This is a genomic window from Burkholderia sp. AU17457, from assembly GCF_002223255.1.
GTDB classification, from domain to species: domain Bacteria; phylum Pseudomonadota; class Gammaproteobacteria; order Burkholderiales; family Burkholderiaceae; genus Burkholderia; species Burkholderia sola.
This window is the reverse complement of sequence record NZ_NKFB01000008.1, coordinates 190,293-205,459: the sequence shown is the minus strand read 5'-3', so window position 1 is coordinate 205,459 and position 15,167 is coordinate 190,293. Positions and strand designations below refer to the sequence as shown.

Here is a 15,167-nt window from a genome sequence, read left to right as displayed (position 1 = left end):
GGAACACATGGCCGCCGCCCGCGCCGAGCCGTCAGCGCGCGTCGAGCACGGCGCGAACGCGTGACCGTGCCGCGCGCGTGAGCGTGAGCAGATCGCCGAGCATGCTGGGCGCGTACCCGCCGCTGCCGATCGTGGGGCCGCTTCGCCCGACTTCGTACGCACGCTCGGCCAATTTGCCGTGCGGCGCGCGAAAGCGCAGCAGGACCTCGAATACGCGGTCGAGGGCCGCCAACCCGGCCTGGACCGGCTCGCCCCGCGCACGAGCCGCTTGCGCTTCGCCGAGCACGCGGTCGACGAGCGCCGGCCGCCCGGCGAACCGCGCGTAGATCGCCCTGAACGCGGGAAGCACGTAGGGCAGGTACGTCTCCTTGAATTCCCGATAACCCTGGTGGTCCGATCGCGCGCCCCACAGCACGTGCTCCAGCACGAAGAGGGGCATTTCCACGGCACCGGGGCCGAGGTAGTTCTGGCCGTCGACTCGAATCGGTTCGTAGTACGGACGAAGCTCGTCGTAGAAGACCTGCACCGAGATGAAGCGATACGCGTAGACGATCGAGTCGACCATTTTTTGCAGATAGTCCGCGAGCGCGTCGCACCCTTGCGCGAACGCGGGCGAGCGCAGCGGCACGTCGGTCAGCTCGACGGTCAACGCGATGGCCGCCTCGAGCGCCGCCATCGAGATGCGCACGCTCTCGAGCAGGTGCGCTTCGTCGCGCAGCCCGGTGTAGCTGCGCTGCGCGTCGGCCGCCGCGGGGTTCCAGACCGTCACGTGCAGCAGCGTCTCGCGCGGCGGCAGGTCGGTCGCGCGCGCCAGATCGAGCAGCACCGGTTCGAGCCCGGGCACCGCGTCCACGGGCTCGTGTCCGTGCCGCTTGAGCGACCCCAGGAAGAACCCGATGTCCCGCATCGCGGCGGCGGCTTCGACGAAGCCCCAGCCCGAGGGCATGCCGCGCGCCGGAAGGAACTCGCGCAGCAACCCGACGATGCCGGGCACGTCCCGTCGACGGTTCAGGCCCGGCAGCCGCAGGACGAGCGCGCGCGCCTGCAGCGGGTCGCAGGCCGCCACGGCAGCGTGCGTGGCCGCGATCGCGCGCACCCGGTCCGGGGCGCGGTCCACTACAGGATCTCCGGCGTCGCGAGCGTCGGCCCCGGCTGGCTGCGGGATAGCCCCGCATCGCCCTCGCGCAGCGAGCGCAGGTAATCGTAGTTCGTCGGCAGGCTCGCTCGCAGACGCTCGGCCTCGCGCCGGATCCGGGCAAACATCGCCTCGGCCTTGTCGATCGACTCCGGCCGGTGCCGCAAGAGCGGCAGCGACTGGTCGGGCAGCAGCCCCAGGCCGGCAAAAATGCAGTAGTAGTTTCCGTTCAGCCAGAAGTTCTTGAATTCGTAGTCGAAGGTGTCGTAGTACGTGGAATCGTCGAACGACGTGGTGGTCAGCGGCAGCCCCGCCTTGTAGCGTTCGACCTTCTCCTTGATCGCGTCCGACAGCCGCAGGTCGTGCCGGTTCGCGCGCCAGAACGCGGTGTCGTCGCGCGACGTGGTGAAATAGTGCGCCTGCACGAAATCCCGGCAGTCGTCGAACATGTAGACGATTTCGGCGTTGAATGCGTCGGCCAACCGCGGGTCGAACGACGTATCGGGGAAGTGCTTCACGAGCTGGTAAAGCGCCGCGTAGATGAAGTAGATGCCCGTCGATTCCAGCGGCTCCAGAAAGCACGACGACAGCCCGATCGCGACGCAGTTGTTGACCCACGCGCGCCGGTTGCGCCCGACCCGGAACTTGATCTGGTTGAGCGGCTGCTTGTCCGAGAGCCCCCAAAGGTCGAGGAAGTCGGCGGTGGCCTGATCGCGCGACGTGAACTTGCTCGAGAACACATAGCCGCTGCCGAACCGGCCCAGCATCGGGATTTTCCAGGTCCACCCGGCGTTCATCGCGATCGCCGACGTGTACGGCTCGATCCCGTCGCGCGCGTCGTCGGCGGGCACGGCGCTGGCGACCGCGCTGTCGCACAGCAGGTAGTCGGACATGTCGATGAAGGGCTCCTTCAGCGCCTGGTTGATCAGGAGCCCGCGCATGCCGGAGCAGTCGATGAACAGGTCCGCTTCCAGCGTGCGCCCTTCCTTGGTGGACAGGCTGGCGATGTAGCCGCGATCGTTCAGGTGAACCTGCTCGACCTCGTCGACGACGCGCTTCACCCCGCGTTCGGTGGCCCAGCGCTTCAGGAAGTCGGCCACCAGGTGCGCGTCGAAGTGCCACGCATGGGACATCTGGCGGGTGCCGTCGGCCAGGCACGGCGCCAGCTTGCCGTCGAGCGCCTCGGTCTGCGGGTAGCACGCGTATTCCATCGGCTGCTGGAAGCCGTGTTCGCGCTTGCGCAGCCAGTAGTGGGTCAGCGGCACGCCGTCGCAGTTCGACACGTTGCCGAACAAATGGTAAAAGTGGTCGCCGCGCGAACCATCGACAGACTTCCGCCAGTTCACGAACCTGATCGCGGATTTGAACGCGCCGTTCACCTGGGGCATCCACTCCCGCTCCGGTATCCCGAGGAAGTCGAAGAACACCTTCTGCAAACTCGGGATGGTCGCCTCGCCCACGCCGATCCGGGGGATCGCCGCGGATTCGACGAGCGTGATGTTCGCGTGGTGCTGGAGCGCCCGGACGAGGTACGAGGCGGACATCCAGCCCGCCGTGCCGCCGCCCACGATGACGATATTCTTGATCGGGTGAGTCATGACACGCTTCCCATAGGATTTGAAACCTGAATGGATAGTGCCGCCTTGTCGAATTGAACCGGCAACTCATCCGGTAACGCGTGATGACGCGCCCGGTCCATCACGACAAATGACACCGAAAAGGCGTAGCGAATCGCAGCGAAGTCAGACAACAACGCGAAACCTCCATCGCACGCGGCGGCACACCGCGTAATGGATTCCGCTTCGACAAATTGAATTTCCGATACGGTGACTGCTATTAGTGCATTTGAAAATTCGGTCCACCTGATTGTTTCCAGGATCGTCGCACCGTGCACTTGACTGTCCGACACACCATAGCAGCGTTCATGATGGCACACCTCGAAAAATTTCATATCAATCGCCGGTTGTTCAGAGAAATTCTAAATACCGGAAAATATCGATTAATTACCTCACTACAGTCGATTCAATTTTTTCGAAACAACGAAATTCATTTTTTCATTTGGAACGCATGATTCGAGAATCATTTCGCCAAAAATATATGGAATGACTGACGGAATTAACATGAAAGAAACAAAGAATTCACCACTTCAAATGCAAATCCGCCGACCGTTTCACATTTCGACGATCGTGATCTCGACCCAAAAATAATCCGACTCGTCGGCAGAGAAATTCGTCATGATGTGCCCGAGCAGAACGAAGGCCATGCGGCGAAGACGGGCAAGTTCACGGAACGCGCAGATCGAACGATCTGTGCATGAAGGTCAACCGCCATTTCAGCGGTGCACCGGCTTCGGCCTGCCGCGAACCGCGACACTGACGAATCGAGGAGGCCGCGTGCCCATCCAGGAAGCGTTGCTGAAGATGTCGATGTACGTCTCGCTGGTGCTGATCGTGCCAGGGCCGACCAATACGCTGCTGCTGTCGTCCGGGCTGAAGGTCGGCCTGCGCGGCACGTGGCCGCTGGTCGTCGCCGAGGCGCTCGGCTATGCGATCGCGATTGCCGTATGGGGATTCTTCCTGTCCGCGTTCGCTGTCGGCCGGCCCTGGCTTTACGACGTGGTCAAGCTCGCGAGTTCCGTCTATATCTTTTTCCTCGCGCTCCGGATGTGGACGCATAGCCGCGTGCTGCAGGACGTGTCGGTCGCGCCGGTGCGCTTTCGCGACGTGTTCGTCGCGACGATGATGAACCCGAAGGCGCTGCTGTTCTCGAGCACGCTGTTTCCGTTGGAGGCGTTCAGGTCGGCGCACTATTTCGCGTGGGCGCTCGTCGTATTTCTGGTCGTGCTCGCGCCGATCGGTGTGGGCTGGTCGTCCCTCGGCGGGCTCCTCACTTCGCAACGCGCGTGGGCCGCCCGCACGTCGACGCTGCTGCGCGGCGCATCGCTCGTGCTGTTGATGTTCTCCGGCACACTCGTGTACTCGGTCGTGAATCGCTGACCGACGCGGCGCTTCCCGGCGAAAACGCATTTCGCTCCGCAAGCGAGTTATTCAGGCGCTTGCTTGCTGCGTATTAAGGTTGTCACTATCCACCGCGTTGCGAAGACCTGTGTCGACTCTTTCGCGATACCGTTGTAGCGCCGGCCGTCGCGGCCCTGCGTTGTTCGAGAGCCGTTCAATTCCCGTCGGCAGTGGTCGGCACCCGCACGTTCAATCCCGGCAGGTCCGCGAAATCCGCCACGTTCAGCGTCATCAGTGCGTAGCCGTGCTCGATCGCCTGCGCCGCGATCCACAGATCGTTGCAGCGCGGGCGCGGCGAGCGGCCGGCCTGCTTGACCGCGGCGGCCAGCACGCCGAACGCGGCGGCGGTGTGGCGTGTGACATCGAGCACGGGGCGCAGCTCGAGCTGACGCAGATGGGCCCCCCGCCGCGCGCGCTCGGCGGCGTCGGCGCACGACTCCACGCCGAACGCCAGTTCGCCCAGCGAGATCGTCGAGATGAACACCGGTGCGTCGCCGGCGGTGTCGATCACGGCGCGCGCGTCGACGGTGCCGCCGGCGAGACCGACCCATACGCAGCTGTCGATGATCACGCCCACGGGTCGCGCACTCCGTCGTCGAAGCCGGCGCGGCTGTCGCGCAACCAGCGGGCCGCGCCGTCCGCGCCGAGATTCTGCGGCAGGCCCTCGAGCGCCTGCGCGGCGTTCATGACAGGGTCGGCGGGCACCAGGCGCGCGATCACGGTTTGGTTGCGCTCGACCACGACGGTCTCGCGGCGCTGAGCGACCTGATCGAGGATTTGGCGGGTGTGACGCGCCAGTTCGGTGGCGGTGATAGTGGGCATGGTCGCCTCCGCGAAGCAATGAATACGTATTATACGTATTTTTCGCATCCCAATCCGACGACCGGCCTGAACAACGCCTTCATCCCCGATCGGAAGGTCGACATACCGGCGCCTCTGCCTTTCCGGCGGCCAAGAAAGTGACCCCACTAACATCATAAGATTGCATTTTCACATTCAATGTGATTTTATTATCGCCTGTCGCGGCCCGCCGCCGCCCACGCACACGGCCGCCCCCATACCAAGGAAGAGACACAGATGGAGACAATCGCCGTCATCGGCAGCAACATGGTCGACCTCGTGACCTACGTCGCGCGCATGCCCGCCCGGGGCGAAACGCTCGAGGCGCCGAACTTCGAGCTCGGCTGCGGCGGCAAGGGCGCGAACCAGGCCGTCGCGGCCGCACGCCTCGGCGCGCGCGTCGTGATGGTCACCAAGGTCGGCGACGACGTGTTCGCCGACAACACGATCCGCAACTTCGAGCGCGAAGGCATCGATACCACGCACGTGCGCAAGGTCCCCGGCGTGCCGAGCGGCGTCGCGCCGATCTTCGTCGAGCCCGATTCGAGCAACAGCATCCTGATCGTCAAGGGCGCGAACCGCCATCTGCGGCCGGCCGACATCGACGCGGCCGCGCCGATGCTCGCCGAATGCGCGCTGATCGTGCTGCAACTCGAAATCGAGCTCGACACCGTCTATCACGCGATCGAATTCGGCGCGCGGCACGGTATTCCCGTGTTGCTGAACCCGGCCCCCGCCGTGGCCGACCTCGATTTCGAACGCATCCGTTCCGTCGAATTCTTCGTGCCGAACGAAACCGAGCTCGCGATCGTGTCGGGCATGCCGGTCGATTCGCGCGAAAGCGCCGCCCGCGCCGCCGAAGCGCTGGTCGCACGCGGGCTCAAGCACGTGCTCGTCACGCTCGGCAGCAACGGTTCGCTGCTCGTGTCGCGTCACGGCGCGCACCACGTGCCGGGCGTGCCCGTCGACGCGCGCGACACGACGGGCGCCGGCGACGCGTATATCGGCTGCTTCGCGCGCTGCTATGCGGCGTCGCGCGACGCCATCGATGCGATGCGCTACGCGTCCGCGTACGCCGCGCATTCGGTCACGGGCCTCGGCACGCAGAAATCGTACGCCGACGCCGCGACGTTCGAACGCTTCCTCCGCGACGCCGGCTTCTGATCGGCGCCTTCATCGACGAAACATTGGGAAGGAGACACCCATGAGCCGGACCCCGATCGAACACACACCCGACGGCTATTACCTGAACCGCACGCCGCTCTTCGCGTTCACGCTGCTGTGCTGCCTGTTCGCGCTGTGGGGCACCGCCGCGAACCTGAACGACGTGTTGATCGCGCAGTTCAAGAAATCGTTCTTCCTGTCCGATTTCGAATCGGCGTTCGTACAGTCCGCGTTCTATCTCGGCTACTTCTTCCTCGCGATTCCGGCCGCGACCGTCGTGAAGAAGTTCAGCTACAAGACGACGATCCTCGTCGGCCTGCTGCTCTACACGACCGGCTGCCTGCTGTTCTTCCCGGCCGCGTCGATGGCGAAGTACGGGATGTTCCTCGTCGCGCTGTTCGTGATCGCCGCGGGCCTGTCGTTTCTCGAAACGGCGTCGAACTCGTATTCGACGCTGATGGGCCCGCGCGACACCAGCACGCGGCGGCTGAACATCTCGCAGACGTTCTATCCGTTCGGCGCGATGGCCGGCGTCTATATGGGCAGCTTCCTGATCTTCAAGGAAGGCGACGCGTCGCATGCGCAGCTCGCGGCGATGTCGGCCGCCGATGCGCACACGCACCAGCTCGCGATGATCCAGGCCACGCTCGAACCGTACAAGTGGCTGATCGTCGTGCTCGTCGCCGTCTTCATCGTATTCGCGCTCACGCCGTACCCGGCCTGCAAGGGCAACGGCGCGAGCGCGGTCACGCACCGGATCGACGCGCGCGGCACGCTCGCAAGACTGTTCGGCAACCGGCGCTTCGTCGCGGGCATCGTCGCGCAATTCCTGTATGTAGGCGCGCAAGTCGGCGTGTGGAGCTTCACGATCCGGCTCGCGATGCAGATCGGCGGCCTCACCGAGCGCGGCGCATCGCGCTATCTGCTCGCGACGTTCTTCGCGTTCTTCGTCGGCAAGCTGGTCGCGACGCTCGTGATGAAACGCGTCGGCCCGGCCAAGGTGCTGATCGTCTACGGCATCCTGTGCATCGCGCTGCTCGCGTACACGATCAGCGTGCACAACATCACGGCAGTCTATGCGGCCGTGTGCGTGAGCATCTTCCTCGGCCCGTGCTGGCCGACGATCTACGGGCTGACGATCGACGGCCTCGGCAAGGACACCGAATACGGCGGCTCGATCCTCGTGATGAGCATCGTCGGCGGCGCGGTCGTGCCGCTGATCCAGGGGCTGATCTCCGATCACACCGGCGGCAACATGCAGCTTGCGTTCGTCGTGCCGCTGCTGTGCTTCGTCGTGATCGTGTACTACGGCTTCTACTGCCTGCGCCACCTGCCGGCGGCGACGCCCGACGCGGCGGCCGGCGACCATGCGTCCGCACGCTACGCCGCGACGCGCAACACGTCGGGCGCCTGACCATGCGCGGCGAGATCGAATTGCGGCGCGACGACTTCCGCGAAGCGCCGCGCACGCTGTACCGTACCGACGGCCTCACCGTCACCGCGTTCGCGTATCCGTCCGGCGTCGAGGCGCTGAAGCTCGAGAACCGACGCGGTCATCTGGTCGTGCTGCCGTATCTCGGCCAGATGATCTGGGCCGCCGAATTCGACGGCCGCGACCTGACGATGAAGCACATGTTCCGGCAGCCGAAGCGCGCGGTGTCGATCATCGATACCTACGGCTGCTTCATGTTCCATAGCGGGCTGCTGCGCAACGGCTGCCCGGGGCCGGACGACACGCATGCGCTGCACGGCGAGATGCCGTGCGCGCCGATGGACCGCGCGAGCCTCGTCATCGGCATGGATGCGCGCGGCGCGACGGTCGAAGTGACCGGCGAATACGAATACGTGCAGGGCTTCGGCAGCCACTACGTCGCGCGTCCGTCGGTGCGGCTGGCCGAACACGACGCGCGGATGACGATCGCGATGGATGTGACGAACCTCGGCGGCGCGCCGATGGACCTGATGTACATGGCGCACCTGAACTACGCATACGTGCCGGGCGGCCGCTTCGTGCAGTCGCTGCCGCGTGGCGGCATGCGGCTGCGCGACAGCGTGCCCGCGCACGTGAAGCCGACCGCCGCGTGGCGCGACTACACGGCCACGCTGGCGCGCGATCCGGTGCGGCTCGCGACACTCGATGCGCCCGCGCTGTACGACCCGGAGATCGTGTTCTTCATGAACGACGTGGCAACGGACGCCGACGGTGTCGCGCATTTCCGGCTCGCGCATCCGGACGGCGGCGCGTTCCACACCGCATACCGGCCCGCGCAATTTCCGCATGCGACGCGCTGGATCCTGCACAACGCCGATCAGCAGGTGGCCGCGTTCGCGCTGCCGTCGACCTGCGAGCCGGAGGGTTACGAAGCGGAGCGCCGCAAGGGCCACGTGGCGGCGCTGGCGCCCGGCGCATCGCGCCGCTTCGAGGTGCTTACCGGCTACCTCAGCGCGGCGGAAGCGCGCGATGCGTGACCCGATGCACGGCGCCGCGTCAGGTCACGAGCGCGATTCCGTGCTCGCGGATCGCCGTTTCGTAGCGGCGGCTCAGTTGCCCGTCGGAGATCACGTAGTTGAAATCGGTCAGTTCGGCGAAATAGGCCGCGCGCACTTCGTCGAACTTCGTGTGGTCGACCAGCAGGAAGCGGTTCTGCGCGCGCGCCATCACCTTCTTCTTCGCATCGACTTCGTGGAAGTTGAAGCACGTGACGCCGCAGCGCTCGCTCACGCCGGCCGCCGAGATGAACGCCTTCGACACGCGCACCGAATCGAGAATGCCCGTTTCGGCGACCGATTCGAACACCATGTTCTGCCGGTGATACGCGCCGCCGCACAGGATCACGTTGCAATGCGGCTTCTGCTGCAGCTTCGCGAACACGTTCAGCGAATTGCAGACCGCCGTGAACTCGAGGTCGTCCGGAATGAAATCGACGATGAACGGCGTGGTCGACCCGCAGTCGACGAAGATCGTGTCGCCGGTCGTCACGAACTGCGCGGCCAGCTTGCCGATGCGGCGCTTTTCCTCGGTCTGCCGGTTGTTCTCGGCGCTGATCAGGTACTCGCCGATGTCGCTGCGCTGCGCGGCGAAATGGCGCGTCACGTAGCCGCCGATCAGGCTGAGGCCGTGCGGGTTGTCCGCGAGATCGCGGCGGATCGTCATTTCGGACACGCCGAACAGCTCGGCGACTTCCCTCAGATGAATCGCGTTCTGCCCTTGCAGCACGTTCATCAATGTCTTGATCCGTTCGCCCTTCTTTGTTTCCATGCCTGTATCCTGCGTGCCCGCCGCGTGAGTCGCTCGTCGTGCCGGGCGCGCGGGCCCGGCCGGAATGTCGTATTTGTAACAAACCGATGTGAAAACATCAACTTTCCGTGTGCCCTTTCCGCACACGATCCGTGGAGTCCTGACACATGCCGCTTTCCAACGCCCAACTCGCCCAAACCATCGATCACACGCTGCTCGCGCCCGACGCGAGCGACGCGCAGATCCGCGAACTCTGCCGCCAGGCGGCCGAGCATCGCTTTTACTCGGTCTGCGTGAATTCGGCGAACGTGCCGCTCGCCGCGCGCGAGTTGGCCGATACCGGTGTGCTCGTCTGCGCCGTGGTCGGCTTTCCGCTCGGTGCGGGGCTGTCCGCCGCGAAGGCGTTCGAAGCCACCGCCGCGATCGCGGCGGGCGCCGGCGAGATCGACATGGTGATCAACATCGGCGCGCTGAAAAGCGGCCGCGCCGACGACGTGAAGGCCGACATCGACGCCGTGCATCGCGCGTGCGGCACGGTGCCGCTCAAGGTGATCCTCGAAACGGGGTTGCTGACCGACGACGAGAAGGTGCGCGTGTGCGAGATGTGCCGCGATCTCGGCGTCGCGTTCGTGAAGACGTCGACCGGGTTCGGCCACGGCGGCGCGACACTCGCCGACGTCGCGCTGATGCGCCGCACGGTCGGGCCGACGCTCGGCGTGAAGGCGTCGGGCGGCGTGCGCGACCGCGCGGCCGCGCTCGCGATGCTCGAAGCCGGCGCGACGCGGCTCGGGACGAGTTCGGGGGTGGCGATCGTCAGCGATCTAGGCGGCGGCCGTTCGGGGTATTGACACGCGAATGGCCGGCCTTCGCGTGCATGCATCACGCATCAGGACCGGCCGTGGCAATGTATCGCGCGAGCAGCACCGTGCGGCATCGCCCCGGCGGACAGGCGCGCGCTCGGCCCAAGACACGTGCCCGACGGCTTCCCCGCATGCGACAACCTCGGCACAATGCCGCCCATGCGCCACGACAACGCCTTCGTCTACCCGTCCCCCGGCCTCGCCGGCCGGCTCGCCAACCGGATCGTCGCGAGCGGCCCGCTGCTGCGCGCCCGCCGCGCGCTGCTGTCGCGGCTGCCGTTCCTGCAGCTCGCGAGCGACGTCGAGCATGTCGTGTATTGCACGTGGGTCGTCGATGTCGCGGCCGTCGCGCACCTCGTGCCGCGCGGCGTCACGCTCGCGAGCCGCGGCGGCCGCACGCTGTTCACGACGCTCACCTACCGGCATCGGCATTTCGGCCCGCGTGTCGCCGGCCCGCTGCGGCGCGTATTTCCGTCGCCGCTGCAGAGCAACTGGCGGCTCTACGTCGACGCGCTGCCGAACGGCGCGCCGGCCGAGCGCACCGTGCTGTTCGTGAAGAACGTGTTCGATCACCCGCTCTATGCGCTCGGCAGCCGGCTGTTCAGCGATGCGCTACCGTCGCATCTCGCGCGGCCCTTCACGCATGAGGCACGCGACGGACGCTACGACACGCGGCTGGCAGGCAGCGGCGGCAGCGCGCCCGACTTCCGCTGCACGGCCGAAGCGTCGCACGACCGGACGTTGCCCGATGCATTCGCCCCGTTCTTCGACGACTGGCGCGCGGCCGTCGCCGCGCTGTCGCTGCAGCACGCGGCCGTCGCCCATGTCGAGGACTGCGACCGCCTCGCGTATGCGTCGATCGACCTGCCGATCGACGTCGACGCGGTGCAACCGCTGAAAACGGTCGGGCCCGCCGGCGGCGACTTCCTTGCCCGCATCGGCGCGATCGGCGAACCGCTGTGCTTCGTCGTGCCCGACGTCGCGTTCCGCGTGCTGTCCGAGCGGCTGTTGTAACGCGCTGCTCGGGCGGTCCGCGCCTAAATCGCGGCGGCCGGAGCGCCATACAAAGCACGCGGCCGCCCGAAGGCGGCCGCGCGAAGTGGGGTGAAGTGCCGCTTACTTGCTGTAGTCGTACACCCCACGCCCGGTCTTGCGCCCGAGCCTGCCCGCCGACACCATCTCGCGCAGCAGCGGACACGCGCGATACTTCGGATCGCCGAAGTCCTTCAGGAACACGTCCATCACCGCGAGGCACACGTCGAGGCCCACGAGGTCGGCCAGCGCGAGCGGCCCGATCGGGTGGTTCGCGCCGAGCTTCATTCCCGCGTCGATTTCCTCGGCCGACGCGATCCCTTCGGCCAGCACGAAGAACGCCTCGTTGATCATCGGCACCAGGATCCGGTTCACGACGAACCCCGGCGAATTGCGCACGCCGATCGGCGACTTGTCGAAACGCTCGGTCAGCGCGCGCACGGCCGACGCGGTCGCGTCGCTCGTCTGCAGCCCGCGGATGATCTCGACGAGCGGCATCAGCGGCACCGGGTTGAAGAAGTGCATGCCGAGAAAACGCGACGGATCGGCGAGCGGCGCCGCAAGCGCGGTGATCGAGATCGACGACGTGTTGGTTGCGATGATCGCGTCCGGGCGCGCGACGGCCTCGATCTGCTTCAGGATGCGGCCCTTCAGCTCGACGTTCTCGGTCGCGGCCTCGATCACGATGTCGACCGAGGCGAGCGTCGCGTAGTCGGTCGACGTCGTGATGCGCGCGAGCGCCGCATCGCGTGCGTCGGCCGCGAGCTTGTCCTTCGACACGAGCCGCTCGAGGCTGCCCTTCAGCGTCGCGAGGCCCTTGTCGAGCGCGGCGTCGCTGACGTCGATCATCACGACGTTCAGTCCGGCGACGGCAGCGGTTTGCGCAATGCCGTTACCCATGGTTCCGGCGCCCACGACGCCGACGGTTTCGATGGCCATGACGATTCCTGTGTATTCGGATGCTGAGCGGTCGATTATCAGATGTTCTCGAAGATTGCGGCAATCCCCTGGCCGCCGCCGATACACATCGTGACGAGCGCGTAACGCCCGCCGATGCGCTTCAGCTCGTACAGCGCCTTCACCGTGATCAGCGCGCCGGTCGCGCCGATCGGGTGACCGAGCGAGATGCCCGAGCCGTTCGGGTTGACCTTCGCGGGATCGAGGCCAAGTTCCTGCGTGACCGCGCACGCCTGCGCGGCGAACGCCTCGTTCGCTTCGATCACGTCGAGATCGGCGATCTTCAGGCCGGCGCGTTCGAGCGCCTTCTGCGTGGCCGGCACCGGGCCGATGCCCATGTACGCCGGATCGACGCCCGCATGCGCATACGCGACGAGGCGCGCGAGCGGCTTCACGCCCTGCGCGCGTGCGGCGTCCGCGCTCATCATCAGCACGGCGGCAGCGGCATCGTTGATGCCCGATGCGTTGCCGGCCGTCACGGTGCCGTTCTCCTTCGCGAACACGGGCTTGAGCTTCGTGAAATCGTCCGCGCTCGCGTCGTGCCGCACATGCTCGTCGGTGTCGAACGCGACCTCGCCCTTCTTCGTGCGGATCGAGATCGGCAGGATCTGGTCCTTGAAGCGCCCTTCGGCGATCGCGCGCGCCGCGCGACGATGCGATTCGAGCGCCAGCGCATCCTGCGCGTCACGCGAGATGTCGTATTTCTTCGCGACGTTCTCGGCCGTCACGCCCATGTGGATCGTCTGGAACGGGTCGTGCAGCGCGCCGAGCATCATGTCGACGAGCTTCGCGTCACCCATGCGCTGGCCGAAGCGCGCGGCCGGCACGGTGTACGGCGCACGGCTCATGCTTTCCGACCCGCCGCCGATCGCGACGTCGGCGTCGCCGAGCATGATCGTCTGCGCGGCCGACACGATCGCCTGCAGGCCCGAGCCGCACAGGCGGTTCACGGTCAGCGCCGGCGTGTGCTGCGCGACGCCGCCGTTGATCGCCGCGACGCGCGCGAGGTACATGTCCTTCGGTTCGGTGTTTACGACGTGGCCGAACACGACGTGCCCGATCGCATCGCCCGGCACGTTCGCGCGCGACAGCACTTCGGCGACCACCTTCGCGCCGAGGTCGGTCGGCGAGAAATCCTTCAGGCTGCCGCCGAAATCACCGATCGCGGTACGGACACCGCTCACCACCACGACTTCCTTCGCTGCATTGCTCATCGTCTCACTCCGGTTCGTTCGCGCCCGCGGGCGCGGGGATACGTTGCGTTACATGTTCGGGTAATTCGGCCCGCCGCCGCCTTCGGGCGTGACCCACACGATGTTCTGCGTCGGGTCCTTGATGTCGCAGGTCTTGCAGTGCACGCAGTTCTGCGCGTTGATCACGAGGCGCTCGCCGCCGTCGTCGTTCTTCACGAACTCGTACACCGCCGCCGGGCAGAAGCGCGCCTCCGGCCCCGCGTACGTGCGCAGGTTCACGTTTACCGGCACGTTCGCATCCTTCAACGTCAGGTGCGCCGGCTGGTTCTCCTCGTGGTTCGTGTTCGAGATGAACACCGACGACAGCCGGTCGAACGTCAGCTTGCCGTCCGGCTTCGGATACGCGATCGGCTCGCATTGCGACGCCGGCTTCAGCATCTCGTGGTCCGCATGCTGGTGATGCAGCGTCCACGGCACGTTGCCGCCCATCACCTTCTGCTCCAGCCCGACCATCAGCGTGCCCAGGTACAGGCCCTTGGCCATCCACTGCTTGAAGTTGCGCGCGCGGTACAGCTCCGTGTACAGCCACGATTGCTTGAACGCATCGGGGTACGCGTTCAGCTCGTCCGACTGGCGGCCGGCCTGCACCGCGTCGAACGCGGCGTCGGCCGCCAGCATGCCGGTCTTGATCGCCGCATGGCTGCCCTTGATCCGCGACGCGTTCAGGAAACCCGCGTCGTCGCCGATCAGCGCGCCGCCCGGGAACACCGTCTTCGGCAGCGACAGCAGGCCGCCGGCCGTGATCGCGCGCGCGCCGTACGACACGCGCTTGCCGCCTTCGAGGAACGCGCGGATCGACGGGTGCGTCTTGTAGCGCTGGAATTCCTCGAACGGCGACAGGTACGGGTTCGTGTAGCCGAGGCCCACCACGAAGCCGACCACGACCTGGTTGTTGTCCATGTGATACAGGAACGAGCCGCCGTACGTATCCGGCTTCAGCGGCCAGCCGGCCGTGTGGATCACCAGGCCCGGCTTGTGCTTCGCGGGATCGATTTCCCACAGTTCCTTGATGCCGATCCCGTACGCCTGCGGATCGGCGTTCGCGTCGAGCTTGTACTTCGCGATCAGTTGCCGCCCCAGATGGCCGCGGCAGCCTTCGGCGAACAGCGTGTACTTCGCGTGCAGTTCCATGCCGAGCTGGAAGTTCTCGGTCGGCTCGCCGTCCTTGCCCACGCCCATGTTGCCGGTGGCGACGCCTTTCACGGAGCCGTCGTCGTTGTAGAGAATCTCCGCGGCCGGGAAGCCGGGGAAGATTTCCACGCCGAGCGCCTCGGCCTGCTGGCCGAGCCAGCGGGTCACGTTGCCCAGCGAAATCACGTAGTTGCCGTGATTCTTGAAGTTGTCCGGCAGCGCCCAGTTCGGCGTGGTCACCGCGCTCTTCTCGGACAGGAACAGGAAGCGGTCTTCGCTCACCTCGACATCGAGCGGCGCGCCGCGCTCCTTCCAGTCGGGAAACAGCTCGGTGATCGCGCGCGGGTCCATCACCGCGCCCGACAGGATGTGCGCGCCGATCTCGGAACCCTTCTCGAGCACGCACACGCCGATCTCGGTGCCTTTCTCGGCGGCCAGTTGCTTGAGCCGGATCGCCGCCGACAGCCCGGCGGGGCCGCCGCCGACGATCACGACGTCGTATTCCATCGATTCGCGCGGGCCGTATTGCGCGAGCAAGTC

15 protein-coding genes are annotated in these 15,167 nt (G+C 66.2%); 6 read left to right on the top strand and 9 right to left on the bottom strand.

Features of this window, described 5'->3' with window-relative positions; translation table 11 throughout:
- Positions 1-31 precede the first annotated feature (31 nt).
- From CFB49_RS30900 to CFB49_RS36975, 3 genes are read right to left on the bottom strand one after another with little or no spacing between them, the layout of a single operon-like run.
- Positions 32-1,117 (bottom strand): monodechloroaminopyrrolnitrin synthase PrnB family protein, encoded by a 1,086-nt coding sequence (locus CFB49_RS30900; RefSeq protein ID WP_089493275.1) that lies wholly within the window; start codon positions 1,115-1,117, stop codon positions 32-34.
- The gene (locus tag CFB49_RS30895; protein ID WP_089493274.1) at positions 1,117-2,733 is read right to left on the bottom strand and encodes a tryptophan halogenase family protein; all 1,617 of its coding nucleotides are present in this window, start codon (positions 2,731-2,733) and stop codon (positions 1,117-1,119) included. The genes CFB49_RS30900 and CFB49_RS30895 overlap by 1 nt, the downstream gene beginning before the upstream one ends.
- Positions 2,730-3,086: a hypothetical protein gene (locus tag CFB49_RS36975; protein WP_249190628.1), complete on the bottom strand. Its 357-nt coding sequence runs from the start codon at positions 3,084-3,086 to the stop codon at positions 2,730-2,732. Before CFB49_RS36975 ends, CFB49_RS30895 begins: the two co-directional genes overlap by 4 nt.
- 442 nt (positions 3,087-3,528) lie before the next feature.
- Between CFB49_RS36975 and CFB49_RS30885 the strand changes: the two genes are divergently transcribed.
- Positions 3,529-4,131, top strand: a complete 603-nt coding sequence (locus CFB49_RS30885) for a LysE family translocator (protein WP_089493273.1) — start codon at positions 3,529-3,531, stop codon at positions 4,129-4,131.
- 175 nt (positions 4,132-4,306) lie between these two features.
- On the opposite strand, the gene CFB49_RS30880 is transcribed toward CFB49_RS30885, so the two are convergent.
- Positions 4,307-4,729, bottom strand: coding sequence for a type II toxin-antitoxin system VapC family toxin (locus tag CFB49_RS30880; RefSeq protein WP_089493272.1), 423 nt, complete (start codon positions 4,727-4,729; stop codon positions 4,307-4,309).
- On the bottom strand, positions 4,720-4,974 hold the full coding sequence (locus tag CFB49_RS30875; protein WP_034175542.1) for a type II toxin-antitoxin system Phd/YefM family antitoxin: 255 nt from the start codon (positions 4,972-4,974) through the stop codon (positions 4,720-4,722). Before CFB49_RS30875 ends, CFB49_RS30880 begins: the two co-directional genes overlap by 10 nt.
- A 255-nt stretch (positions 4,975-5,229) precedes the next feature.
- On the opposite strand from CFB49_RS30875, the gene rbsK reads away from it, so the two are divergent.
- The 3 genes from rbsK to CFB49_RS30860 are packed head-to-tail and all read left to right on the top strand — an operon-like array spanning position 5,230 to position 8,625.
- Positions 5,230-6,156 carry a ribokinase gene (gene rbsK, locus CFB49_RS30870; protein ID WP_069619537.1) on the top strand — a complete coding sequence of 309 codons (927 nt, stop codon included), beginning with the start codon at positions 5,230-5,232 and terminating at the stop codon, positions 6,154-6,156.
- A gap of 40 nt (positions 6,157-6,196) precedes the next feature.
- Complete coding sequence (fucP, locus tag CFB49_RS30865; RefSeq protein WP_069619536.1) at positions 6,197-7,570, top strand: L-fucose:H+ symporter permease; 1,374 nt, start codon at positions 6,197-6,199, stop codon at positions 7,568-7,570.
- Positions 7,571-7,572: 2 nt separating this feature from the next.
- Positions 7,573-8,625, top strand: a complete 1,053-nt coding sequence (locus CFB49_RS30860; RefSeq protein WP_089493271.1) for an aldose 1-epimerase family protein — start codon at positions 7,573-7,575, stop codon at positions 8,623-8,625.
- Between the two features lie 19 nt (positions 8,626-8,644).
- Here CFB49_RS30860 and deoR read toward each other — a convergent pair whose 3' ends face one another.
- Positions 8,645-9,415: a DNA-binding transcriptional repressor DeoR gene (deoR, locus tag CFB49_RS30855; protein WP_012337409.1), complete on the bottom strand. Its 771-nt coding sequence runs from the start codon at positions 9,413-9,415 to the stop codon at positions 8,645-8,647.
- 146 nt (positions 9,416-9,561) lie between these two features.
- On the opposite strand from deoR, the gene deoC reads away from it, so the two are divergent.
- Positions 9,562-10,242: a deoxyribose-phosphate aldolase gene (deoC, locus tag CFB49_RS30850; RefSeq protein ID WP_089493270.1), complete on the top strand. Its 681-nt coding sequence runs from the start codon at positions 9,562-9,564 to the stop codon at positions 10,240-10,242.
- A 162-nt stretch (positions 10,243-10,404) separates the two neighbouring features.
- Complete coding sequence (locus tag CFB49_RS30845) at positions 10,405-11,268, top strand: DUF2071 domain-containing protein (protein WP_089437614.1); 864 nt, start codon at positions 10,405-10,407, stop codon at positions 11,266-11,268.
- A gap of 102 nt (positions 11,269-11,370) precedes the next feature.
- Here the strand turns inward: CFB49_RS30845 and CFB49_RS30840 are convergent, their stop codons facing one another.
- From CFB49_RS30840 to CFB49_RS30830, 3 genes are read right to left on the bottom strand one after another with little or no spacing between them, the layout of a single operon-like run.
- Entirely contained in the window at positions 11,371-12,225 is an 855-nt protein-coding gene (locus tag CFB49_RS30840; RefSeq protein WP_069619533.1) for a 3-hydroxybutyryl-CoA dehydrogenase, read from the bottom strand.
- 38 nt (positions 12,226-12,263) lie between these two features.
- Entirely contained in the window at positions 12,264-13,457 is a 1,194-nt protein-coding gene (bktB, locus tag CFB49_RS30835; RefSeq protein WP_089493269.1) for a beta-ketothiolase BktB, read from the bottom strand.
- Between the two features lie 48 nt (positions 13,458-13,505).
- Positions 13,506-15,134: an electron transfer flavoprotein-ubiquinone oxidoreductase gene (locus tag CFB49_RS30830; RefSeq protein WP_373453201.1), complete on the bottom strand. Its 1,629-nt coding sequence runs from the start codon at positions 15,132-15,134 to the stop codon at positions 13,506-13,508.
- Positions 15,135-15,167: the final 33 nt, after the last annotated feature.